Source organism: Sorangium sp. So ce296 (assembly GCF_051529605.1).
GTDB classification, from domain to species: Bacteria; Myxococcota_A; Polyangia; order Polyangiales; family Polyangiaceae; genus Sorangium; species Sorangium cellulosum_D.
In genome coordinates this window covers 3,154,941-3,173,692 of record NZ_CP150325.1, presented here as the reverse complement: position 1 = coordinate 3,173,692, position 18,752 = coordinate 3,154,941, and the positions used below count along the sequence as shown (strand labels likewise).

11 protein-coding genes and 1 pseudogene are annotated in these 18,752 nt (G+C 70.7%); 5 read left to right on the top strand and 7 right to left on the bottom strand.

Going from position 1 to position 18,752, the window contains the following annotated elements; translation table 11 throughout:
• Positions 1 to 6: 6 nt before the first annotated feature.
• Positions 7 to 1,002: a phosphotransferase enzyme family protein gene (locus WME98_RS11970; RefSeq protein WP_437953974.1), complete on the top strand. Its 996-nt coding sequence runs from the start codon at positions 7 to 9 to the stop codon at positions 1,000 to 1,002.
• 240 nt (positions 1,003 to 1,242) lie between these two features.
• Positions 1,243 to 2,625 carry a glycoside hydrolase family 16 protein gene (locus tag WME98_RS11965; protein WP_437951448.1) on the top strand — a complete coding sequence of 461 codons (1,383 nt, stop codon included), beginning with the start codon at positions 1,243 to 1,245 and terminating at the stop codon, positions 2,623 to 2,625.
• Positions 2,626 to 2,641: 16 nt separating this feature from the next.
• Here the strand turns inward: WME98_RS11965 and WME98_RS11960 are convergent, their stop codons facing one another.
• From WME98_RS11960 to drmA, 4 genes are read right to left on the bottom strand one after another with little or no spacing between them, the layout of a single operon-like run.
• Positions 2,642 to 4,348, bottom strand: coding sequence for an adenylate/guanylate cyclase domain-containing protein (locus WME98_RS11960; protein WP_437951447.1), 1,707 nt, complete (start codon positions 4,346 to 4,348; stop codon positions 2,642 to 2,644).
• A 23-nt stretch (positions 4,349 to 4,371) separates the two neighbouring features.
• Positions 4,372 to 5,166 carry a DISARM system phospholipase D-like protein DrmC gene (gene drmC, locus WME98_RS11955; protein ID WP_437951446.1) on the bottom strand — a complete coding sequence of 265 codons (795 nt, stop codon included), beginning with the start codon at positions 5,164 to 5,166 and terminating at the stop codon, positions 4,372 to 4,374.
• Complete coding sequence (drmB, locus tag WME98_RS11950) at positions 5,163 to 7,037, bottom strand: DrmB family protein (RefSeq protein ID WP_437951445.1); 1,875 nt, start codon at positions 7,035 to 7,037, stop codon at positions 5,163 to 5,165. Before drmB ends, drmC begins: the two co-directional genes overlap by 4 nt.
• Positions 7,037 to 10,411 carry a DISARM system helicase DrmA gene (gene drmA, locus WME98_RS11945; RefSeq protein ID WP_437951444.1) on the bottom strand — a complete coding sequence of 1,125 codons (3,375 nt, stop codon included), beginning with the start codon at positions 10,409 to 10,411 and terminating at the stop codon, positions 7,037 to 7,039. Before drmA ends, drmB begins: the two co-directional genes overlap by 1 nt.
• A gap of 548 nt (positions 10,412 to 10,959) precedes the next feature.
• Between drmA and WME98_RS11940 the strand changes: the two genes are divergently transcribed.
• The 3 genes and pseudogenes from WME98_RS11940 to WME98_RS11930 form a co-directional block, all read left to right on the top strand.
• A complete protein-coding gene (locus tag WME98_RS11940) occupies positions 10,960 to 14,790 on the top strand; it encodes an RHS repeat-associated core domain-containing protein (protein WP_437951443.1) in 3,831 nt (1,276 codons plus the stop codon).
• Complete coding sequence (locus WME98_RS11935) at positions 14,787 to 15,629, top strand: hypothetical protein (protein WP_437951442.1); 843 nt, start codon at positions 14,787 to 14,789, stop codon at positions 15,627 to 15,629. Before WME98_RS11940 ends, WME98_RS11935 begins: the two co-directional genes overlap by 4 nt.
• Before the next feature lie 293 nt (positions 15,630 to 15,922).
• A pseudogene (locus tag WME98_RS11930) lies at positions 15,923 to 16,610 on the top strand (IS66 family transposase); the annotation flags it as partial.
• Between the two features lie 142 nt (positions 16,611 to 16,752).
• Here the strand turns inward: WME98_RS11930 and WME98_RS11925 are convergent.
• The 3 genes from WME98_RS11925 to WME98_RS11915 form a co-directional block, all read right to left on the bottom strand.
• Positions 16,753 to 17,619 carry an RHS repeat domain-containing protein gene (locus WME98_RS11925; protein WP_437951441.1) on the bottom strand — a complete coding sequence of 289 codons (867 nt, stop codon included), beginning with the start codon at positions 17,617 to 17,619 and terminating at the stop codon, positions 16,753 to 16,755.
• A gap of 162 nt (positions 17,620 to 17,781) precedes the next feature.
• A complete protein-coding gene (locus WME98_RS11920) occupies positions 17,782 to 18,267 on the bottom strand; it encodes an SMI1/KNR4 family protein (RefSeq protein ID WP_437951440.1) in 486 nt (161 codons plus the stop codon).
• Between the two features lie 16 nt (positions 18,268 to 18,283).
• Positions 18,284 to 18,634, bottom strand: coding sequence for an HNH endonuclease (locus WME98_RS11915; protein ID WP_437953973.1), 351 nt, complete (start codon positions 18,632 to 18,634; stop codon positions 18,284 to 18,286).
• Between the last annotated feature and the right edge of the window lie 118 nt (positions 18,635 to 18,752).

The following is an 18,752-nucleotide window of genomic DNA, read 5'->3' as shown; positions in this document are numbered from 1 at the left end:
GTGTCGATGATCCCGGACGTGTGGGCGCCGCTGCGCGGTCTCTCGGTGGGCCGCTGCGACGATGAGGGCCTCATCAACGGAACGTGGTTGGCCGGCCTGGCTGGCGGCGGGCCGCCGCGGTTCGTGGTGCAGCGGGTGAGCGCGATCTTCGCCCCGGAGGTCCACGACGACATCGAGGCGGTGACCGCGCACCTGGCGCGCCGGGGCCTCGCGACGCCGCGGCTGCTGCGCGCGGAGGACGGCGCGCTCTGGGCGCGGGACGGCGCGGGCGCGGTGTGGCGGGTGATGGACTTCGTCCCCGGCCGCACGCACCACCGGGTCGGCTCGACCGCGCTCGCGCGCGCGGCGGGGGCGCTGGTGGCGCGGTTCCACCGGGCGGTGGACGATCTCGAGCACGCGTACCGCCACGTGCGCGCCGGCGCGCACGACACGGCGCTGCACATGGAGCGGCTGGACGGCGCGGCCACCGGGGGGGAGGGGAGGCGGCTGGCCGACGCGATCCTCGACGCGTGGCGCACGTGGCAGGGGCGGCTGGACCTGCCGCTGCGGCACTGCCACGGCGACCTCAAGATCTCGAACCTGCGCTTCTCCGAGGCGGGGGAGGGGATCTGCCTGCTCGACCTGGACACGCTGGCGCTGCAGCCGATCGACGTGGAGCTCGGCGACGCGTGGCGGTCGTGGTGCAACCCGGTCGGGGAGGACGCGACCGACGCGCGGTTCGATCTGGAGGTGTTCGCCGCCGCGGCGGCGGGCTACCGCGAGGTGCGGCCGTTCGGCGCGGAGGAGCGGGCGGCGCTCGTGGACGCGGTGGAGCGGATCGCGCTGGAGCTCGCGGCGCGGTTCTGCCGGGACGCGTTCGAGGATCGGTACTTCGGCTGGGACCCGGCGCGGTTCCCGACGCGGGTCGCGCACAACCAGCAGCGTGCGGCGGGGCAGCTCGCGCTGGCGCGCTCGGCGCGCCGGCAGCGCGGGGAGATCGCGCGGCTGCTCGCGGGGGGGTGACACGGGGTCCGTGCCCATCGGCCCGGACCTCGACCGCGTCCCCCGGCGATCGCCCGGATCACCCGGGGGGTGATCTCCCGGATCACCCGAGCGCGCGCGCTCGGCCCGGATCCCGGCCCGAGCCGACCTCGGTTCTGGTCGCGATCGATTTTGTTGGCCTCCACGGACGGGCACGGCCGCTGCAAGTCGCGGCGATACGAGCGGACCACGCAGGTCGCCGTCGAAACCAGAGGAGGACGCATGGATCGGAGAGACGGTTGCGCAGCGCTGCTGACCTGGGCTTGCCTCGGCGCTCTCGGGGGGTGCATCACGGCGGCCGACGAGCCAGCGGGCGCGGAGGACACGACGAGCCAGGAGCTCGCCGAGGTGTCCTACAGCCCCGGCGCGGGGTGGAACCTCGTGTGGTCGGACGAGTTCGACGGTTCGAGCCTGAACACGGCCAACTGGAACGTGCTCACGAGCAACTACGATCCGGTCACCAACAACTGCAACTTTGGCACTGGAGAGCTCGAGTACCCGCGCGCCGCGAACGTCGCCGTCCGCGATGGCAAGCTGGTCATTTCCGCGCAGCGCACGAGCGACAACCCGGCAGCGCCCCAGTGTACCGGGTACGGCGGGCGCTCCTTCTATTCCGGTCGCATCCACACGAAGGGCAAGGTCGAGCGGCGGTACGGCAAGATCTCCGCGAGCATCAAGGTGCCCTCCGGCTACGGGATGTGGCCGGCGTTCTGGACGCTGGGCGCCAACATCGACTCCGGCGCCAATGCGTGGCCGCGCTCGGGCGAGATCGACATCCTCGAGTGGAGATCCACCGAGCCCACCTGGATGCAGTCCGCGGTCCACTGGTGGAACGGCGGACAGGCGGACTGGGGGACCGGGGCGAACCGCGGCGCGAGCCTCGCCGACTCCTTCCACGTCTACGAGGTCGAGTGGTCGTCGAGCAGCATGATCTTCCGGCTCGACGGCAACATCGTGGCCAATAACACGTACTACCACAACGAGGCGGAGCTCCAGCAGAACCACTACATCCTCTTGAACCTCGCCATCGGGGGCAACTGGTACGGCAACCCGAGCCCCGCGAGCATCGATCTGCCGTCGGGCACCACGAAGACCATGGAGGTCGAGTGGGTGCGCTGGTACCAGCAGGGCGGCGGCGGCGGTGGTGGCGGATCGAGCGGCATCTCGCTCACCAACCCGAGCTTCGAGTCCGGGATGACCGGCTGGACCAACTGGAGCCCGAACGGCACCGGGGCAGCGGGCTTCAGCGAGACGTATAGCGGCGCGCAATCCGGCTCTTACCACCTCACCCACTGGACCAATGGCTCTCCGTTCGAGGTGTGGACGTACCAGACGCGCTCGGGGCTCGCGGCGGGCGACTACAAGGTCCGAGCGTGGGTGAAGAAGGGCGGCAGCTACGATTTCAGCCGGCTCCAGGCCAAGACGTGCGGCTCGTGCTCGCCCACCTACACGACGATCGGGACCTACGGGGCCTGGACGCAGATCGAGACGCCGGTCATCCATGTCACGGGCGGTTATCTGGAGTTCGGCTTCCACACGAAGGCCACCTCCGGCAACCCGGCCAACTTCATCCACATGGATAGCGTCGAGCTGATCCGCCTCTGACGGCCCAGCGCTGCCGTCACACGTTCGCCACGGCGTAGGTCATCACCGGCTGCACGCGGCCTTTGACGGTGATTTCGCTGACGGGGCGTGTGTTGAAACGATCGCTCACGAGGCGGTGCGTGTCCTCGCTGAGGAGCACGCTCACGCCGAGCTCCTTGGTCGCGCTCTCCAGGCGCGAGGCGAGGTTCACGGCGTCGCCGATGACCGTGTACTCCATCCGCGCTTCGCTGCCGATGTTGCCCGCGACGACCTCGCCGGTGTGGATCCCGACGCCGGTCTTCAGCGCCGGGATGCCGCGCTCGGCGAGGCGCTCGTTGAAGCGCGCGAGCGCGGCGCGCATGCGGATGGCCGCGCGCACGGCGCGCACGGCGTCATCCGGCCTGGGGACGGGCGCGCCGAACACCGCCATGATCGCGTCGCCGATGTACTTGTCGACGACCCCGCCCTCGTCGAGGATGATGGCCACCATCTCGGTGAAATACTCGTTCAGGAGCCCCACGAGCTCATGGGCGTTCATCTTCTCGCTGATGGTCGTGAAGCTCCGAATATCGCAGAAGAGGATCGAGACGGTGAGCGTCTCGCCGCCGAGCTGCACCTTGCCGGCGAGCAGGTGCTCGAGCACGGACTCGGTCATGTATTTGCCGAAGGTGCTGCGGAGCTTGTCGCGCTCCTTGAGGCCGTCGACCATCGAGTTGAAGCCGGCCGCGAGGTCCTCCAGCTCGTCGCCGGTCTTCACCCCCTCCACGTGGACGTACTGCTGTTGCTCGAGCTGCTTGAGCGCGACGTTCACGCGGGAGAGCGCGCGCGACATCGTGGTGGCGAGGCGCGCGCCGAGGATCAGCGAGACGAGCGCCGCGAGGGTGAGCACGCCGGCCGCGAGCATCAGGTTCTGGCGCACGATCTTCCGGACGTCGCTCACGTCGAGCGCCATGACGATCGAGAAATCGCCGGCCTTGCCCCGGAGCGATCGGGGCGCGAAGCGGGAGAGGGCCCACAGCGAGCTCGCGTCCTCGACGATCGTGGGGTGGGTCTCGTCGCCGATGGAGGCGCCCTGGAGCAGCTCGGTCGGGAAGCGCGCCGTGCCGGTGATCCGCTTGCCCGACGGATCGACCAGCGCGATCTCCACGCCGAGCTTCGTCGCCGCTTCGTCGAAGTAGGTGTGGTCGATGGGGATGCAGGCGAGCAGCGATCCGGCGTCGCTCCTCGCGCGCTGGGCGATCATGTACGCGGGCGGCGCGCCTTGCTGTCGCTCGCAGCCGTGGACGAGCACGTCCCGGAGGTCCTCCATCTCGTCGAGGTTCGAGAGGCCCTCGGCGAGCCCGGGGACCTCGTCCGTGCTCGCCGGCGGGGCGTCGAGCCCCCGCGCTGCGACGAGGTCGCCGAGCTCGTCGAAGGCGGCGATGGCGACGTTGGGATGAGCGGCGATGACGGCCTCGAGCGCCGTATCGACGGCCGCCTCGTTCCGCAGCCGGAGCCCGTCGACGAGCTCGCGCGTGCGGGACGCCTGGCGTGAGCTCGTCGAGATGGAGCGCTGCTGCTGCCGGAGCTCGAGGCGGAAGTTGCGGATCGCCTGCGGGACGCGCTCGCTGATCTGCGCGAGGAGCTGCCGGTGCATCACCCAGGACAGCACGGGAAGGGCCGCGAGGGTCGCGAGCGAAGAGAGCGCGACGAGGACGGTGAGCTTGGCGCGAACGGTGCCGAGGCGGAACATGAAGGGGTTCATCAAAGCAAAATTCTATTCGGCATTCATCGCGACGCCGCCAACCCCTGAACGGGCACGAGCAGCCCTGCCGACACGAGATCATCGAACTGTTTCCCGAGCGCCAGGGCGAAGAGCCGGTCCTCGATGAGAACGCCCGCCTCGATGTTCTCCTGCTGGGCGACCATCGAGGTGTTGGCCGACGTGACGAAGGCGACCTCCTCGTCGATGACGATGCATTTGGCGTGGAAGCTGATTCTCTCGTCATCGATGGTACGCGGGTCATGGAAGACCTCGGGGACGCGCGCGCCCCGCCAGTGCCACTTGCGGAAACGCTGGACGAACCGCGCTTCGTACGCCTCGCGCGTTCGCGGCCCCGAGATGCCATCGTCGCCGACCGTGAGGTCGAAGAACATCCGGACGCGCAACGCCGGGATCTCCGCCATCCTCGCGGCGAGCGGCGCAAACAGCGTCGCTCCTCCTCCGAGGCTGTAACTCGAGACGAGCACCGACCTCCGTGCCCGGGCGAAGAGCTCGGCGACGACCACCTTGGTATCGCGCGACGACGCGCCGGCGCGCTCCGGCCCGGTCCACACCAGCTCCACCTTGGGCGCGCGTGCTATCGTGGCGGCCCGCTCCGCGACCACGAGGCGGCACATGGCGGCGAGCGCGACCTCGCTCCCCGCCCTCTGCCGCAGCGCCTCCAGCGCCCGCACAGCGCCCGCGGACGTCGTGAAGGCGCGCAGCCCGAATTTCGTGAGCGGACCGCGCACATGGCCCGCCTCGAGCGCGTCGGCGAGCTGGAGCAGCGTCTCGCTGGGGATCTCGAGCGGATCCATCATTCCTCCGTGAAGAAGGCAGCGCCGGAGTCCTCCACCGTGTCAACGACCAGCGATCGATCGAGCAGCTCGTTCGACCACTCGCACGACGGCTCCGAGATGAGCAGGCAGCCGTGGCACGCGGCGCCGTGGAGGAACCGCTCCTCGTGCGCGTCGTCCGGGTGATGCTGCGCGCACACCGGGTCGTTCGAGCAGAGCTTGCCGAGGTCGAGCGCCGCGTCGAGGTGGTGAGCGAGCTTCTTGCCCACCTGCACGAGGCCGCCCAGGGTCCCCTCGGCGTCGGGCGTGCCGGTGAACAGCAAGATGCCGCAGCGGTCCCCGTCGAGATAGATGCGCTCGCGGATCGAGCTGGCCGCGTAGCCGCACTCGAGCGAGACGGCCGTGAGCAAGAGGTGCGACAGCGAGTGCAGCATCACGTAGGTCACGCCTGGAAACCGTGCGTTCTTGGCCTGGCGGCGCTTCTTCCAGGCCTCGAACCCCGCGATGAGCTGCATCTCCCGCGCCGCGACCTGAGGCCGCTTGTCGCGCCACCTGGCGACCGCGCCGGGGTCGAGCGCCAGGAAGATGCCCTCTCCTCGGTTCTCCACGGCGGGCAGCCAGGTCACCTCGCGCGCCAGCGGCGCAGTGCGCACGCCGAGCGACAGCTCGTAGTCGACGTCGCGCGCCGGCGCCTCGAAGCGCGTGAACCCGAGCTGGACGCTGACCTCGCGCATCCGGTGCACGAGGACCACCCGCGAGACGAGCTCCATGGCGCCGCGCCGCGCTGGAGCGAGCGACAGCGCATGGGCGAAGAAATCCTGTTTATCAGGCGTGTCCTCGCCGGCCGACTCCGGAATCGTGAGGAAGGTATCGAGCTCGGCCGCCTTGATCCCGCGCCGCTCCTCGCCCATCCCCGACCGCTTGCGCTGAACTTCGGCCCACAGCTCGGGCGCGCTGAAGCGATCGCGCAGGTGCTTGTACCTGGCCTTCTTCAGCTCGCGCGCGACGTCCTCCTCGCCCTCGGCCGACTCCAGATCTCCCCACGCCGCCTCGATCGCCTCGCGGAGCGCCTGCTTGCTCGCGTCGGTGGGGATCGAGATCGCGCTCACGTTCTGTGGGAAATACGCGTTGGTCGCCGAGCGGACGAGGAGCTTGTTCCGGACCGGCTTCCCTTGCTCGTCGACGCAAGCGGGCTTTTCCGCGTCCCCCGGCGCCGCGTCGGCGAGCCAGGGCGTTTCCCCCCAGCAAGGCCCGAGGGGCGATTGATCGCCCTTCAGCGTCGCGTCGACGAGCGAGCGGCTCGCCTTGCAGGCGCAGCGCACCATGATGTCGGCGAGATCGCCGCTCGTGCCGCGCTCGTCCAGGAAGAGCTCGCGCGTGCAGTCGGTGCGGCCTCCGTGGGCAAAGCCACGCCAGTCGATGTCGCCGATGTGACCGTTCGGGCATGCCCGGACGAACCGGATCGGGACGACCTTGCCGTAGCTGCCGCGCTCGATCGCCCTCCGATGGAGCAGGCGGCGCGATCGGAAGCCGCCCTCGCCGGCCCGGCCCTCCGGCGGCTGCTCGATGAACCACTCCGGAAACTCGAAGGCCGTGATGCCGCGCGCCGGCGCGTCGAGCGCGTCCGGGCTCGACGGCGGCGCGAAGAGCCGCAAGCGGGGGTTCTGCTCGCGGGCCCGGAGGGCGGCCTCGAGCCGCTCCTCGAAGACCTGCTGAAAACCCTCCTTGTCCGGATCCCCCCACGACTCGAGCCCACCCATGATGGCGGCGTGCTTCGGGAAATCGACGAGCGCGCCGGGCCCGAAGGTCGTCAGCACCTGGCTCCGGCGTACCTGGCCCTCGGGGCGGATCCTCGCCTTGGGGGAGCCGCTCGAACGCGGCTTGCGCGCTGCCATCAGCCGTCCTCCTGCCGGCGTCCGCCGGGCTTTCTCAGGTACACATCCACGCTGGGCTCGACGTCGCGCAGCGAGCGCTGCGCCTTGAACTTCCGCAGATCGCGATCGTCCGGCTCGGGTTCGAGCGGATCGCGCAGCAGGTTCGGGTGGGCGGGCTCCTCGCGCTGGTACTGGAGACCGGCGCTCACGGCGTGGTTCTTCTCGACGGTGCGCTGCCAGGAGTCGAGGAGATCGCTCGTCCGCTTCTCCACCCTGCGCCCGATCTCGGGGGCCTCGTCCACGTCGACGTGCGCCTGCTCCGCACGCGCGCCCAGGCGCCGCGGGATGCGGCTCACGTGGTCGCGCAGCGCGCCCTTGCCGATCTCCTCGGCGCCGCGGGGCGGTGTCAGCTCGGAGACGCTCAGGCGCGCGAGCGCCACGGTGACAGCCGCGATCCCGCGGTCGATCGCGCGCGGCGAGAACGGCGTGACGCTCGTCGCCTCGACCGCGCGGTAGAACGACGCGTGATACGCGTTGAACCGCTCGAAGTGTGAGCGGTCCCGCGGCTTGTGGCAGTTGAGCAGCGTGACGACGAGCCCCGGCCTCCTGTCATCGCGGCCGACGCGGCTAGTCGCCTGGATGTACTCGGCGGTCGTCTTGGGCTGTCCGAACACGACCATCAGGCCCAATCGCTGGATGTCGAGGCCGACCGAGATCATGTTCGTCGCGAGCGCCACATCGACGTGCTCGGGCCTGTCCATCGTGCACGCGAGGCGGTCCTTCGCGTTCGCGACGCGGTGCGTCGGCTCGCGGCTGGTGAGCTCGACCGGCTCGCCGAGCGAGCGCGCCGCGAAGTCGCCGGCCTCCTCTCCGACGCGCCGGCGCGTGTCGTAGCCGCGGACGCGGGAGGTGACCTCGTCCTCCACGATCCGGCGGCTCCCGCCGAGCTCGCGCAGGCTGTTGAAGTATCCGACCAGCGTCGTGTACGGGTCGGCGGCGAGCCCGGACTCGTCGTACGCCCTCTTCCCGGCCGCGAGGAGCGCGAGGTAGACGCGCAGCAGGGCCACCTTCACGCTCCGGCCGGGGGCGGCGACCCCCACGTACTTCCGCGCGTGCCGCTCGGTCGCGGCCACCGTGCGCGCGAAGAACGAGTCGCGGCGATCCGGGCCGGGGGGCGGGAAGATCGTGACCGCGGAGCGGCCGAAGAGGGCCTTGATCTGCGCCTCCGCGCGCCGCACGGTCGCGGTCGAGGCGACGATCTTCGGGCCGAACGCCTTGCCGGCCGTCGGGCGCTCGCAGAGCACGTCGATCGCCGTCTCGTAGAGCCCGACCATGGTGCCGAGCGGGCCCGAGATGAGGTGGAGCTCGTCCTGGATCACGAGGTCCGGCGGCGTGAGCTGACCCCCCTCGATCGGGCGCCCGATCCCGGGATCGCAGGGGCCGTAGAACCCGGCCTTGTCGTGCCGGTCGACCCTGCCGAAGAGCGCGCCCGTCCGGCCGACCCACGGCAGCTGCGCGAACTTGTCGACGGTCGCGATGAGGAAGCACGGCAGCCGCCGATAGATGGGCTCATCGACGGTCAGCATCGGGAGCGCGCGCTCGCCCGAGAACGCGCAGTCGCGGTTCGCGCAGTAGACCTCGAGGTTCTGCGGGCGGGTCGGGGTCGGCGTCAGCCGGAACGAGCTCGGGACGAACTTCCTGTCGCACCAGGGGCACTTCTCGATCGGGATCGGCGAAGGGTTCCTGTCCGAGGCCTGCTGGTACGCATTGACCTTCATCCGCGCCGTCGTCGGATCGTAATCCTTCTCGGAGCCCATCCGGTTCGGGGTCGCGCCCTTGCCGACCCAGAGGCCGATCTCGAACGGCCACGCGCCGAGCCGCGTGTCTCCCTGCTTGGCGCGCTCCTGTCGCTCGAGCTCGAGGGCGCACACCAGCGCCGCGGCGCGGCCGAGCTGGTCGAGCGTCAGCAGCCGCAGCGTGTAGCGCATCACCACGCTGACGCCCGCCCCCGCGACCCCGCCGTTCCGCAGCCGGCGCAGGACCAGGGTGAACGCCGCGAGCCCGAGGTAGGCCTCGGTCTTGCCGCCGCCGGTCGGGAAGAAGAGCAGGTCGATGACGGCGCGGTCGTGGTGCGCCGGCTCGTGCATCGCGCGGAGGTTGATCAGCAAGAACGCGAGCTGAAACGGCCGCCACGTGGGCGGACCGTTCTTCTTCTCGGTGTCGCGCGCCCGCGCGGCCCGCGCCATCGCCCGGTTCGCGAGGCGGAAGGCCAGGAAGACGTCGTCGTCGTCCAGCGCGGCCAGGCCGTCGATCATCCGGCGCCGCACCGTCTCGGCCGCGTCGAGCAGCCCGGCCAGCACCTCGCGCTGGTGCTCGCCGACCGGCGTCCTCGCCTGGTCCGCGATCCACGCCGCGTACCTGGCCGGGAGCTCCTCGAGCATCGCCCGCACGTCGGCTGCCGACCGGGCGTCGGCGAGCGCATCCATCCCGAGCTGGACCCCGGGGACGTCGCCGGGCACGACCTTCTCGACCTCCGCGGTCGGCAGCCAGGTGGTCCCCACGCGCCTGCACGCCTGCCCCTCGACGACGTCGGCCTCGGCTGCGACGCCGTGCCCGACGGCGTGCTCGTAGACGTTGCGGTACTGGAGCTCCGCGATCTGCTCGTCGGGATCGTCCCCGTCCTGCCCTCGGACGTTCGGGCGCGGGAGGAACTGCTCCTCGGTGTGGAGCTCGAGCCTCGCCTGGAAGAGGAACGCCTGGTCCTTGTGCGCGCGCTCGGAGAGCTCCTTGTCGTTCACGAGGAACGCCGAGACCGCGCGCGCCCCCTTCTCGACACCGGTGCCCTCCGGCACGCGCCGCACCGAGACGACGAGGTTCACGCCGTCGGCGAGCGGGTACGCCACCTTCCCGGTCGCCGGGATCGCGAGCGTCTGCGCGACCTCCCTGGGCGACCGCCGCCAGCGCTCCGGCGGGCGAGCGGCCGTCTGCGGCTCCGCGCCTTCTCCCTGCGGCATGGGACGGACCGACCCGTCCTCGCGCGCGTACTCGCCCCACGTGGCGCGCACCGACAGGGCGCGGGTCGCCGCCGGGACGAGCACGCTCAGCCCGATCGACGACGGGAAGAACGCCTTGCGCGCCGAAGCCACCTCCGGGGGCGCCGCGTCGTCCCCGTCCTCGCCGTCCACGCTCGCGAGGTACTCGTCCGGCTCCGGATCCTCGCGCACCTCGATGGGCGCCTCCCGCGGCACCAGGAACCCGGTCAGGTACCAGCGGGACGGCGCCACCGAGAGCACCTCGTGCGGCGCGGCCCCCACGAGGTCGCGCCCGAGGACCTCCACGAGATGATCGCGGACCTGCACCGGCTCGGTGCGCTTCGTCCCTTCCGTCGTCGCCATCGGCGTCCTCCTCGTCGTCCCCCGGCGCGATCGCGCGGCGCGCCACCGCCGACCCGCGCTCCCGCTCGTCCCCCGGTGCGTACGCGGTCGAGCTCGGTTCGAGCCCTCCTCGCGAACCCACGGAATGGAGCCAGGATCCGCAGAATAGGAAGTAGTAGGGGATTCACCCGAGTTATGTCCACCGGAAAGCCCGCGCCCCGGCGCCGCCGCCCGCGGTCCGGAGCGCGGGCTCGAACGACGTTGAAGCCCGGGGCGAGGTCCCGTTGATTTTCAGGTTCGAAACGCGCGTCGTGCCGGTCCCCACGACCCGGTGGTTCGGAGAACGCCTCGACCAGAAGCGCGGGGGCTGGATCTTCGGGCCGATGGGTACGGGGAAGTCGCACGCCGTGCGCACGGCGGTGCGCGACGGCATCCGGCTCGACGTGGCCTCGGGCCCATGCCACCCCCGGCGAGTGGCCCATCCGGCTCGAGGAGACCCATAGCGGTTATCGCAACTGGTCCACCCTGGTGGCTTGTCTCCGGGGGGACGTTCAAGCGAACCTCAGGGTATGGCACGCACGGCCCCGGTCCCGAACATCCCGGCCATTCCCGGCATGAACCCCGGCGTCTTCGTGATGGGCGGCGGTGGCGGCGGGGGAGGAGCGGGAGGACCTGGCGGCGGCGCTGGAGCGGGCCGGCAGGGTGCGGGAGGCGGGAGCGGCGGGAACCAGGCGCAGGGCGGCGGCAAGGGCGCCCCGGATCCGCAGCGCTATCCGCTCTGCGGCACGAAGTCGCACCCGGTCGACGTCGCCACGGGGCGCGCGTTCACCCACCCGATCCTCATTGTCGAGCTGCCCGGCCCCTTGCCGCTGCAGTTGACGCGCAGCTACAGCTCCCACGCGCACCGCCGCGACGTCGGCCTCGGGTGGGGATGGGCCCACAGCCTCGGCTGGCGCGTCGAGGAATGCCGCCGCTCCGTCGACGTCTGGACGGACCAGGGCACGCGCGTCTCCTTCCCGAAGTCGCTGCGTGCGGGCGACGACGTGGTCTCCTCATTCGGCTTCCGCCTCCGCCGCGAGCCGTGGGGCTATGTCGTCGACCCGAACGACGGGCGACTCTACGCCTTCTCGGAGAAGCTCGGCGAGCACCTCTACCTGCTCACGGCGATCGAGGACAGGAACAAGAACCGTATCTCGCTCGTGTACGAGGACGGCCAGCTCGTCGAGGTGACGGACAGCGCCGGCCGGAAGCTCCGCGTGCGCAGGGACGGCGCTGGGCACATCGCCTCGATCGAGGTGAAGAACGCGCTGGAGCAGGGGCGGTGGATCGCCCTGGAGAAATACGATTACGACCCGCGCGGGCGGCTCGTCGGGGCGACCGACGCCGACGGCTTCTCCGCGCGCTACGAGTACGACGACGAGGCCCGGCTTACCGCCGACCTCGATCGGGCCGGCCTCTGCTTCCATTTCGTGTACGACGCCCAGGGGCGGTGCGTCGAGTCCTGGGGCGACTACCTGTCCAGCCCCGATCCGAGCCTGGACCCGGACGTGCCCTCGGTGCTCGCGTCGGGCCGCCACCCCGCAAGGGGCGTCCACCACTGCGTCTTCGAATACCTCGACGAGGAATACACGCACGTCATCGACTCGACGCACGTCGGGCATTTCGCGCACAACGCGCTCGGCCTGCTCACCATGGCGCACGACGCCGGGCCGTCGCCCGTGCGCGCCGTGTACGACGCGCGAGGGTTCCTCGCCGCCCTCGAACATCCGGACGGCGGCTTCGAGCGCTTCGAGCGCGACGGGCGCGGGAACCTGCTCGGCTACACGAACCAGCTCGGCGCCCGCACGTCGATCGTCCGGGATGCGGCGGGCTCCCCCGTCGAGATCACCGATCCGCTCGGCGGGATGACCCAGATCTTCCGCGACGCGCGGGGCAACCCGGAGCACATCGCGAATCCGCTGAGGCAGACCACCACCTACCGCCACGACGAGCGGGGCTTGCTGCGCGAGCGGATCGATCCGAACGGCGCCAGGACATCGTACCAGTATGACGCGCAGGGCAACCTGACCGCGGTCGCGCCGCCGAACGGCGCGGTATGGCGTTTCCGGTACGACGCGCTCGGCCGCGTCACGGGGCGCACCGACCCTGCGGGCGCAGAGACGCGCTTCGTCTACTCCGATCGCGGCGACCTCATCGAGGTGATCGACGCCCAGGGAGGCGTCTCTAGGTATCAGTACGACGGGGAGCGGCACCTCGTGCGGGCCCAGAACCCGAGCGGGCATGTCACCGAGTGGGGGTGGGGCGGGTATCACCGGCTCTGTTGGCGCAAGGACGCGAACGGGCACGCGGCCCGCCTGCTCTACAACCGCGAGGGCGAGCTCACCACGGTCGTGAACGAGCTCGGGGAGAAGCACCAGCTTCTTTACGATATCTATGGTCGGTTGATCGAGGAGCGCACGTTCGACGGGCGCGTGCTGCGCTATCGCCTCGAGGCGGCGGGGCGCCCGACGCGTGTCACGACGGGCGAGTCGATGGCGGCCGAGGCGGCGGGGCCGGCCGTGCATACCGATCTCACGTACGACCTGGCGGGGCGCCTCGTTCAGCGGACGACCGAGGCGGGCGACGAGCATTTCGAGTATGACATGCTCGGCAACCTGGTCGAGGCGCGCTGGCCCGGCGGGCGCATTGAGCTCGCGAGGGATCCGCTCGGCCGGATCGTCAAGGAGACCCAGGTCCTGGGGGGCGAGGCGCACGCAATCGAGGCGCGGTACGACGCGCTGGGCAACCGGATCTCGCGGCGCACCACGCTCGGGCACAGCGAGGCGATCGCGCGCGACGCGATGGGCTCGCGGGTGCGCACGGTGCTGGACGGCGCGGCGCCGATTGAGCACGGGCTGGATCCGCTCGGACGCGAGGTCTTCCGGCGCCTCCCGGGCGGCGGTGCGATCGGAACCTCGTACGACCCGCTGGGCCGCCTGTCGCAGCAGCGCGTCACGCGCCCGGCGGAGCGCGCACCGACCGCGCCGGGCCACCCGGCGTGGGTGGGCGAGCTGCCCGACGCCGTGGTGGCGGTGATGAGCTACCGCCACGACCCGACCGGCGAGCTCGTGGCGCGGAGCGGCGGCGCGCGCGGGGCGACGGAGCTCCGCTACGACCCCGTGGGCCAGCTGATCGCGATGACGCCCGAGGTGGGGCGGCGCGAGGTGTTCCGGTACGATCCGGCGGGCAACCTGCACGAAGGAGACGGCGCTCCGGAGCGCAGGTACGGCAGGGGCGGCAAGCTCCTCCGGAAGGGAGGCACGGAGTACCGCTGGGACGCCGAGGGACGGCTCGTCGAGCGGCGCGAGGACGCAGGAGGGGACAAGCCGCGCGTCTACCGCTACGGCTGGAGCGGAGCCGGGCTGCTCGACCACGTCGAGGCGCCGGACGGCGCCCGCGTCGAGTTCGAGTACGATCCGCTGGCGAGGCGTGTGCGGAAGCGAGTCCTCGCGTGGGACGAGGCGGCAGGCGCGCTGCGGCTCGCGCGAGAGACCCGGTTCGTGTGGGACGGTGACGTCCTGGTGCACGAGATCACGCGTTCTCCGGCGCAGAGCGCGGCCGCGCCCGTGGGCGCCGCGGCCTCGGTGCGGACCTACTGCTTCATGGACGACTCGTTCGTCCCGGCGGCGCACCGCGAGGCCGACGGGCGATGGGTCCACTACGTCAACGATCCTGTCGGCACGCCGGAGCAGCTCCTCGACGACGCGGGCGCGATCGTGGGCTCGCTGGAGCGGCGGGCCTTCGGGCTCGAGGCGCCGCACGACGGCGGCGCCAGCACCCCGCTGCGGTTCCCGGGGCAGTACGAGGATGCCGAGACCGGCCTCTACTACAATCGCTATCGCTATTACGACCCGGCCGACGGCATGTTCGTTTCTCCGGACCCGCTCGGCGTGGCCGGAGGGTCCGGGTACTACGGTTATGCGGTCAACCCGTTTGCGTGGATCGATCCCTTCGGCCTCGCGTCGCTGCGCGAGGCCGAGCGGCTGCTGGAGGACTCCGAGAACCGTAGCTTCGGGAACAACGTGGGGCACGCGCGCGCGCACGTGCCGGGCCCGGGGCAGGATCCGGCTGCGCTCGCGACCTCGCGACCGACCAAGCAGACGAACACGGTCTTCCGCTCGCGCAACCAGGCGCTGCGCTCGCTGCGGGACATCATGACCCGCGACGACGCGGCCCTCCGCTCCCTCGCGCCGGGGCAGGTGCATTCGGGCTCCTACACGCCCAGGGAGACGCTCGAAGGGCTGGAGTCCACGTCAGGGCAGCCGGCGCAGCGCGCGTGCGTCAATCGCGTCACCTACTCGATCGGCCGCCTTCCGAACGGTCAGCTCCACCTGCTACATTTTGCCCCCCGCCAGTCATGAGCTCATCCAGCCAGAGAACCCTCGTCGTCCTTGACGAGCGCGGCGCCGCCGCGCGTCTCCCGTCGCAGATCGCGTCGCTCGTGCAGGGCTACCGCATCATCCACCTCTCCGACACGCGCCACGCCCCCTACAGCACGCTGTCGCGGGTGTCGGCGGCCCGCCTCGTGCTCCTCTGCCTCGACCTGGTGCGGGGGTACGGCATCTCCGCGGTGCTCCTGGCCAGCGCGGCGGCGGCCCGCGCGGCGCTCCCGGCCGTGCGGATCGGGTGCGCGCGCGCGGGGGTCGCGCTCCACGAGGGCGCGTCGCTGGCCGCGAGGGAGGTGGTCCGCCGGCACCGCTTCGGCGACGTCGCCGTGCTCGGAGGGGAGATCGTGGACGAGCGCGCCGTCGCCGAGGCGCTCGCCGAGGCGGGGCTCCCGGCCCGCACGCGGCCGGTGCCGCTCGATCTGGCCGCGCTGGGCGAGGCGGGCAAGGACGCGCTGGGCCGGCTCGTGGAAGCGCAGCGCGCGCAGGTGGGGACGTATGTGCTCGGCTCCTCGTATGCCACGCGTGTCGCGGATCTGATCCGCCGGTTCGATCCGGACGCCGCGATCGTCGAGGCGGACGCGGCGCTCGCGGCGGAGGTCGCCGTGGCGCTGGAGGCCGAGCCGGCGGTGGGGAAGACGGCGTCCACGGTGATTCGCTGCGCCACCGAGGCGTCCGAGCACTGGCAGGAGCGTATCGCGGAGCTCGCGGGCGTCGCGCCCGACGCCGTGGCCGGCCGGTGGGTGATGCCGGCGGGGCCGAGCGAGGGGCCCTTCGCCGTCGCCATGGACGAGGACGGGGATCCGTTCGAGTGAGCCGGCCGCGCCCGGGTCGCGCGCCTCATCCCGGCAGCTGGTCCGTGAACGCGCCGGAGCACCGCTCTTCGCTCTCACCCTCGCCTGGGCGCCGTCCCGTCACGCGCCGTCCCGGGGCGACGCTGCCGCCGCCGTGGTGGATGCTAGAGCATCCGAGGACGCTGGAGTGGCGGCCCGCGAGCTTCGTGCGGCTGCAGATCGTACGACCCAAGTTTGCCAAACAGGGCGAGCCGGGAGCGGGCGTGGTCATCGCGGAGGTGGCCGACAGTCCCGTCCCCCGGTCGCTCGCCGGACCAGGGCTGCTCGCGCACGTGCTGGTGAGCAAATACGGCGATCACCTGCCGCTGCATCGGCAGGAGAAGATCTTCGAGCGCCAAGGGGTGCACCTGGCGCGCTCGACGCTCTGCGGCTGGGTCAGCTCGTGCGCCGAGGTGCTGGGCCATCTGGTCGGCGCTATGGCCAAGGATGCGCTCTCCGCGCATTGCATCGCCATCGACGCCACCGGGGTGCTCCCGCAGCAGCGCCCAGCCCGTACTCGATGCCTTCCGCGCATGGCTCGACCGCGAGGAACTGCTCGTGCTGCCCAGGAGCCCCATCGCCGGAGCCATCGGGTATGCGCGCAACCAGTGGACTGCGCTCACCCGCTTCCTCGAGGACGGGCGGCTTCGCCTGGATAACAACCGCAGCGAGCTCGAGCTCCGCAGGGAGGCACTCGGCCGTAAGAACTGGATTTTCGTGGGCAGTGACGACGGGGCGGAGTGGAACGCCACCATCGTGTCGCTGATCGCCTCCTGCGCCTTGCACCAGCTCGACCCCTGGGCCTACCTGCGCGACGTGCTGACCCTGCTGCCGGGCTGGCCGCGCGATCGGGTCCTCGAGCTCGCTCCCAAGTCCTGGAAGCAGACCCTCGAGAACACCGACGCTCGGCAGCGGCTCGCTTCCAGCCCGTGGACCTGGGCGCCGGCCACGCTGGCCGCCTGAACGCTGCAGCGCCTGCTCTGCGCTACGGGTGACCTCCGGCGGCGTCGCGCTCGCCGTGGGCACTGCTCGCCGGCGTTGCCGCGGCGGCGACGCATCTCCGCCATCCGCGGCGGCGCGCCGCGAGCGGCCCTTCTTCTGCTGCTCAGGCTCGACAGCCGAGGCGCTCGATCTGCCGGCGCGCCGCCTCCGCGCGCCGACGTCGCGCGCGGCGCGCTCTTCGGCCTTCGCCTCCGGTCTGCTCAGTCCGGTCTCGCCGCTGGTGCCGGCGCCCTGCCGTCGCTCTCGCATCGCAAGGCAAGCCTATGTCCCGGGCCTGCTCGGCGTCAGGATGGGCTCTACCGAACGCGTACCTGCGGCCGGAGCCGTCCCCTTTGGCCCCGTGCTCCCCGACCCGCTCGACATCAACGCCTGCGACAGCCCCTGAATCCCCGGCGCGATGTTTCCGACTCCACCGACCACGAGCCCGGTCGACACGGCCATCGCAGGCACGCCGATCGCCGCGCCAATGCCGGTGGCGCTCGTCGAAGTCCGCTGCTTGCTTTGCCATGATGACGTTGACCCCTCCTCCTGCGATCCGCGCCCGTAGGGGCACGACGCAAAGCGGCAAGGATGAACTCGGTCGGGGGACGTCGAGCACGGAGCAGGATGCGAGCGGGTTGTTCAGCACGTAGCTGTACGGGTTCCAGCTCTGCCCAAAGAACGGGAGGGAGATGATCGGGTCCGTGGTCAAGAACCGCCCGATCCTTGGATCGTAGATCCTGCCCTTCATGTTCACGAGGCCGAGCTCATCGTCGCTCTCGTGCCCGGTGAACCCCTGCGTCGTCTCGCTCGGGAAAGACGCAGGCGGGCGCTCCCCCCACACGGGGTTCCTGCGCTGCCCGAACGGGTCGTAGCTCCGCCGCTCGATCACGTCGCCGTTCTCGTCGGTGAGCGCGTCGACCGAGCCGAGGTGGTCGACGTGCACGTACCGCGTGCCGGCGCCCGAGCCTCCCCGGGTGACGATCGCCACGACCCCGTTCGATCACGTCGCCATCCTCGTCGGTGAGCGCGTCGACCGAGCCGAGGTGGTCGGCGTGCACATGGCGCGTGCCGTCGTCCGAGCCTCCCCGGGTCACGACGATCGCCGCGACCCGCGGCGCGAGCAGCTTGCCGTTGCCGTGTCGCTCGCGTGTCAGCCTTTCGAGCTCTGCAACTCGTCGCAGTCGAGCAAGCCCGCGATGAACTCAGCAAAATTCTGTGCCAAGAGCAGGATGCTGCGGTCCTCGTCGACGTACACCACCCGAGGCTCGCCCTCCGGGCCGCATTCACGGTAGTCGAGCATCACGGTATCGTGACCTCCGGATGGTGTGTCACAAATGACGACGCCAATGTCGGGATACCCCCACTCCTGGATCAGGTATGCACTACCAAGCTCGCCATCTATCCCTCGGTCGAAGCCGAGTCCGAGGAGAGCGGAAACCTCGACATGATCCTCCGCCCATGATGTGCGCCTGGTTGTTCGGAAACACCTTCGAACCGGAACTCCGCCGTTTCTTTCTTGAAGCACTTCGATATAGGCGTCAGGCAACCGGACTCCAAGATTCGCCTGTGCACGACCAACCATTTCACCACTGAGAATCGGGCCTGAGTACATGGAATTGTCATCAAAGAATTTCACATCTGCCTCCTCCGCGTTATCTGAAACCGCCGGTGTGCCCTGTGTATTTGTGTACGTTCGCCTCGACCAGCTGCATGAGGCCCTTGTCCTGGTGGTGGTGCCATGTGTACCCAACGGGAGTTTCCTTCAGGCCAGCCGCGGCGTTTGCTCGCGCGAAGTCCGTCGATCGCGATCCGGAAAGCTCGATCCGAACGTCGGCAACATTCGGATGCCGATATGATGAGAAGTCTGGGTATCCGCTCTTGTCGAATGGAACCCCAGTCTTTGGGTGTGTTTTGCCGGCCAGATGCACATTGCGAATTGGACTTATCAACCCTCCGGCGGGCACCGTCCCCCGCGGTCCATTGCTCCCCGACCCCTGCGACATCAGCGCCTGCGACAGCCCCTGAATCCCCGCCGCGATGTTGCCGACCCCACCGACGACGAGCCCGGTCGACACGACGATCGCAGGCACACCGACCGCCGCGCCGACGCCGGTGGCGCTC

Coding starts and splice junctions, on each gene's coding strand:
- WME98_RS11970 (WP_437953974.1), top strand. CDS start 7: ATGATCCCGGACGTGTGGGCGCCGCTGCGCGGTCTCTCGGTGGGCCGC.
- WME98_RS11965 (WP_437951448.1), top strand. CDS start 1,243: ATGGATCGGAGAGACGGTTGCGCAGCGCTGCTGACCTGGGCTTGCCTC.
- WME98_RS11960 (WP_437951447.1), bottom strand. CDS start 4,348: ATGAACCCCTTCATGTTCCGCCTCGGCACCGTTCGCGCCAAGCTCACC.
- drmC (WP_437951446.1), bottom strand. CDS start 5,166: ATGATGGATCCGCTCGAGATCCCCAGCGAGACGCTGCTCCAGCTCGCC.
- drmB (WP_437951445.1), bottom strand. CDS start 7,037: ATGGCAGCGCGCAAGCCGCGTTCGAGCGGCTCCCCCAAGGCGAGGATC.
- drmA (WP_437951444.1), bottom strand. CDS start 10,411: ATGGCGACGACGGAAGGGACGAAGCGCACCGAGCCGGTGCAGGTCCGC.
- WME98_RS11940 (WP_437951443.1), top strand. CDS start 10,960: ATGGCACGCACGGCCCCGGTCCCGAACATCCCGGCCATTCCCGGCATG.
- WME98_RS11935 (WP_437951442.1), top strand. CDS start 14,787: ATGAGCTCATCCAGCCAGAGAACCCTCGTCGTCCTTGACGAGCGCGGC.
- WME98_RS11915 (WP_437953973.1), bottom strand. CDS start 18,634: ATGTCGCAGGGGTCGGGGAGCAATGGACCGCGGGGGACGGTGCCCGCC.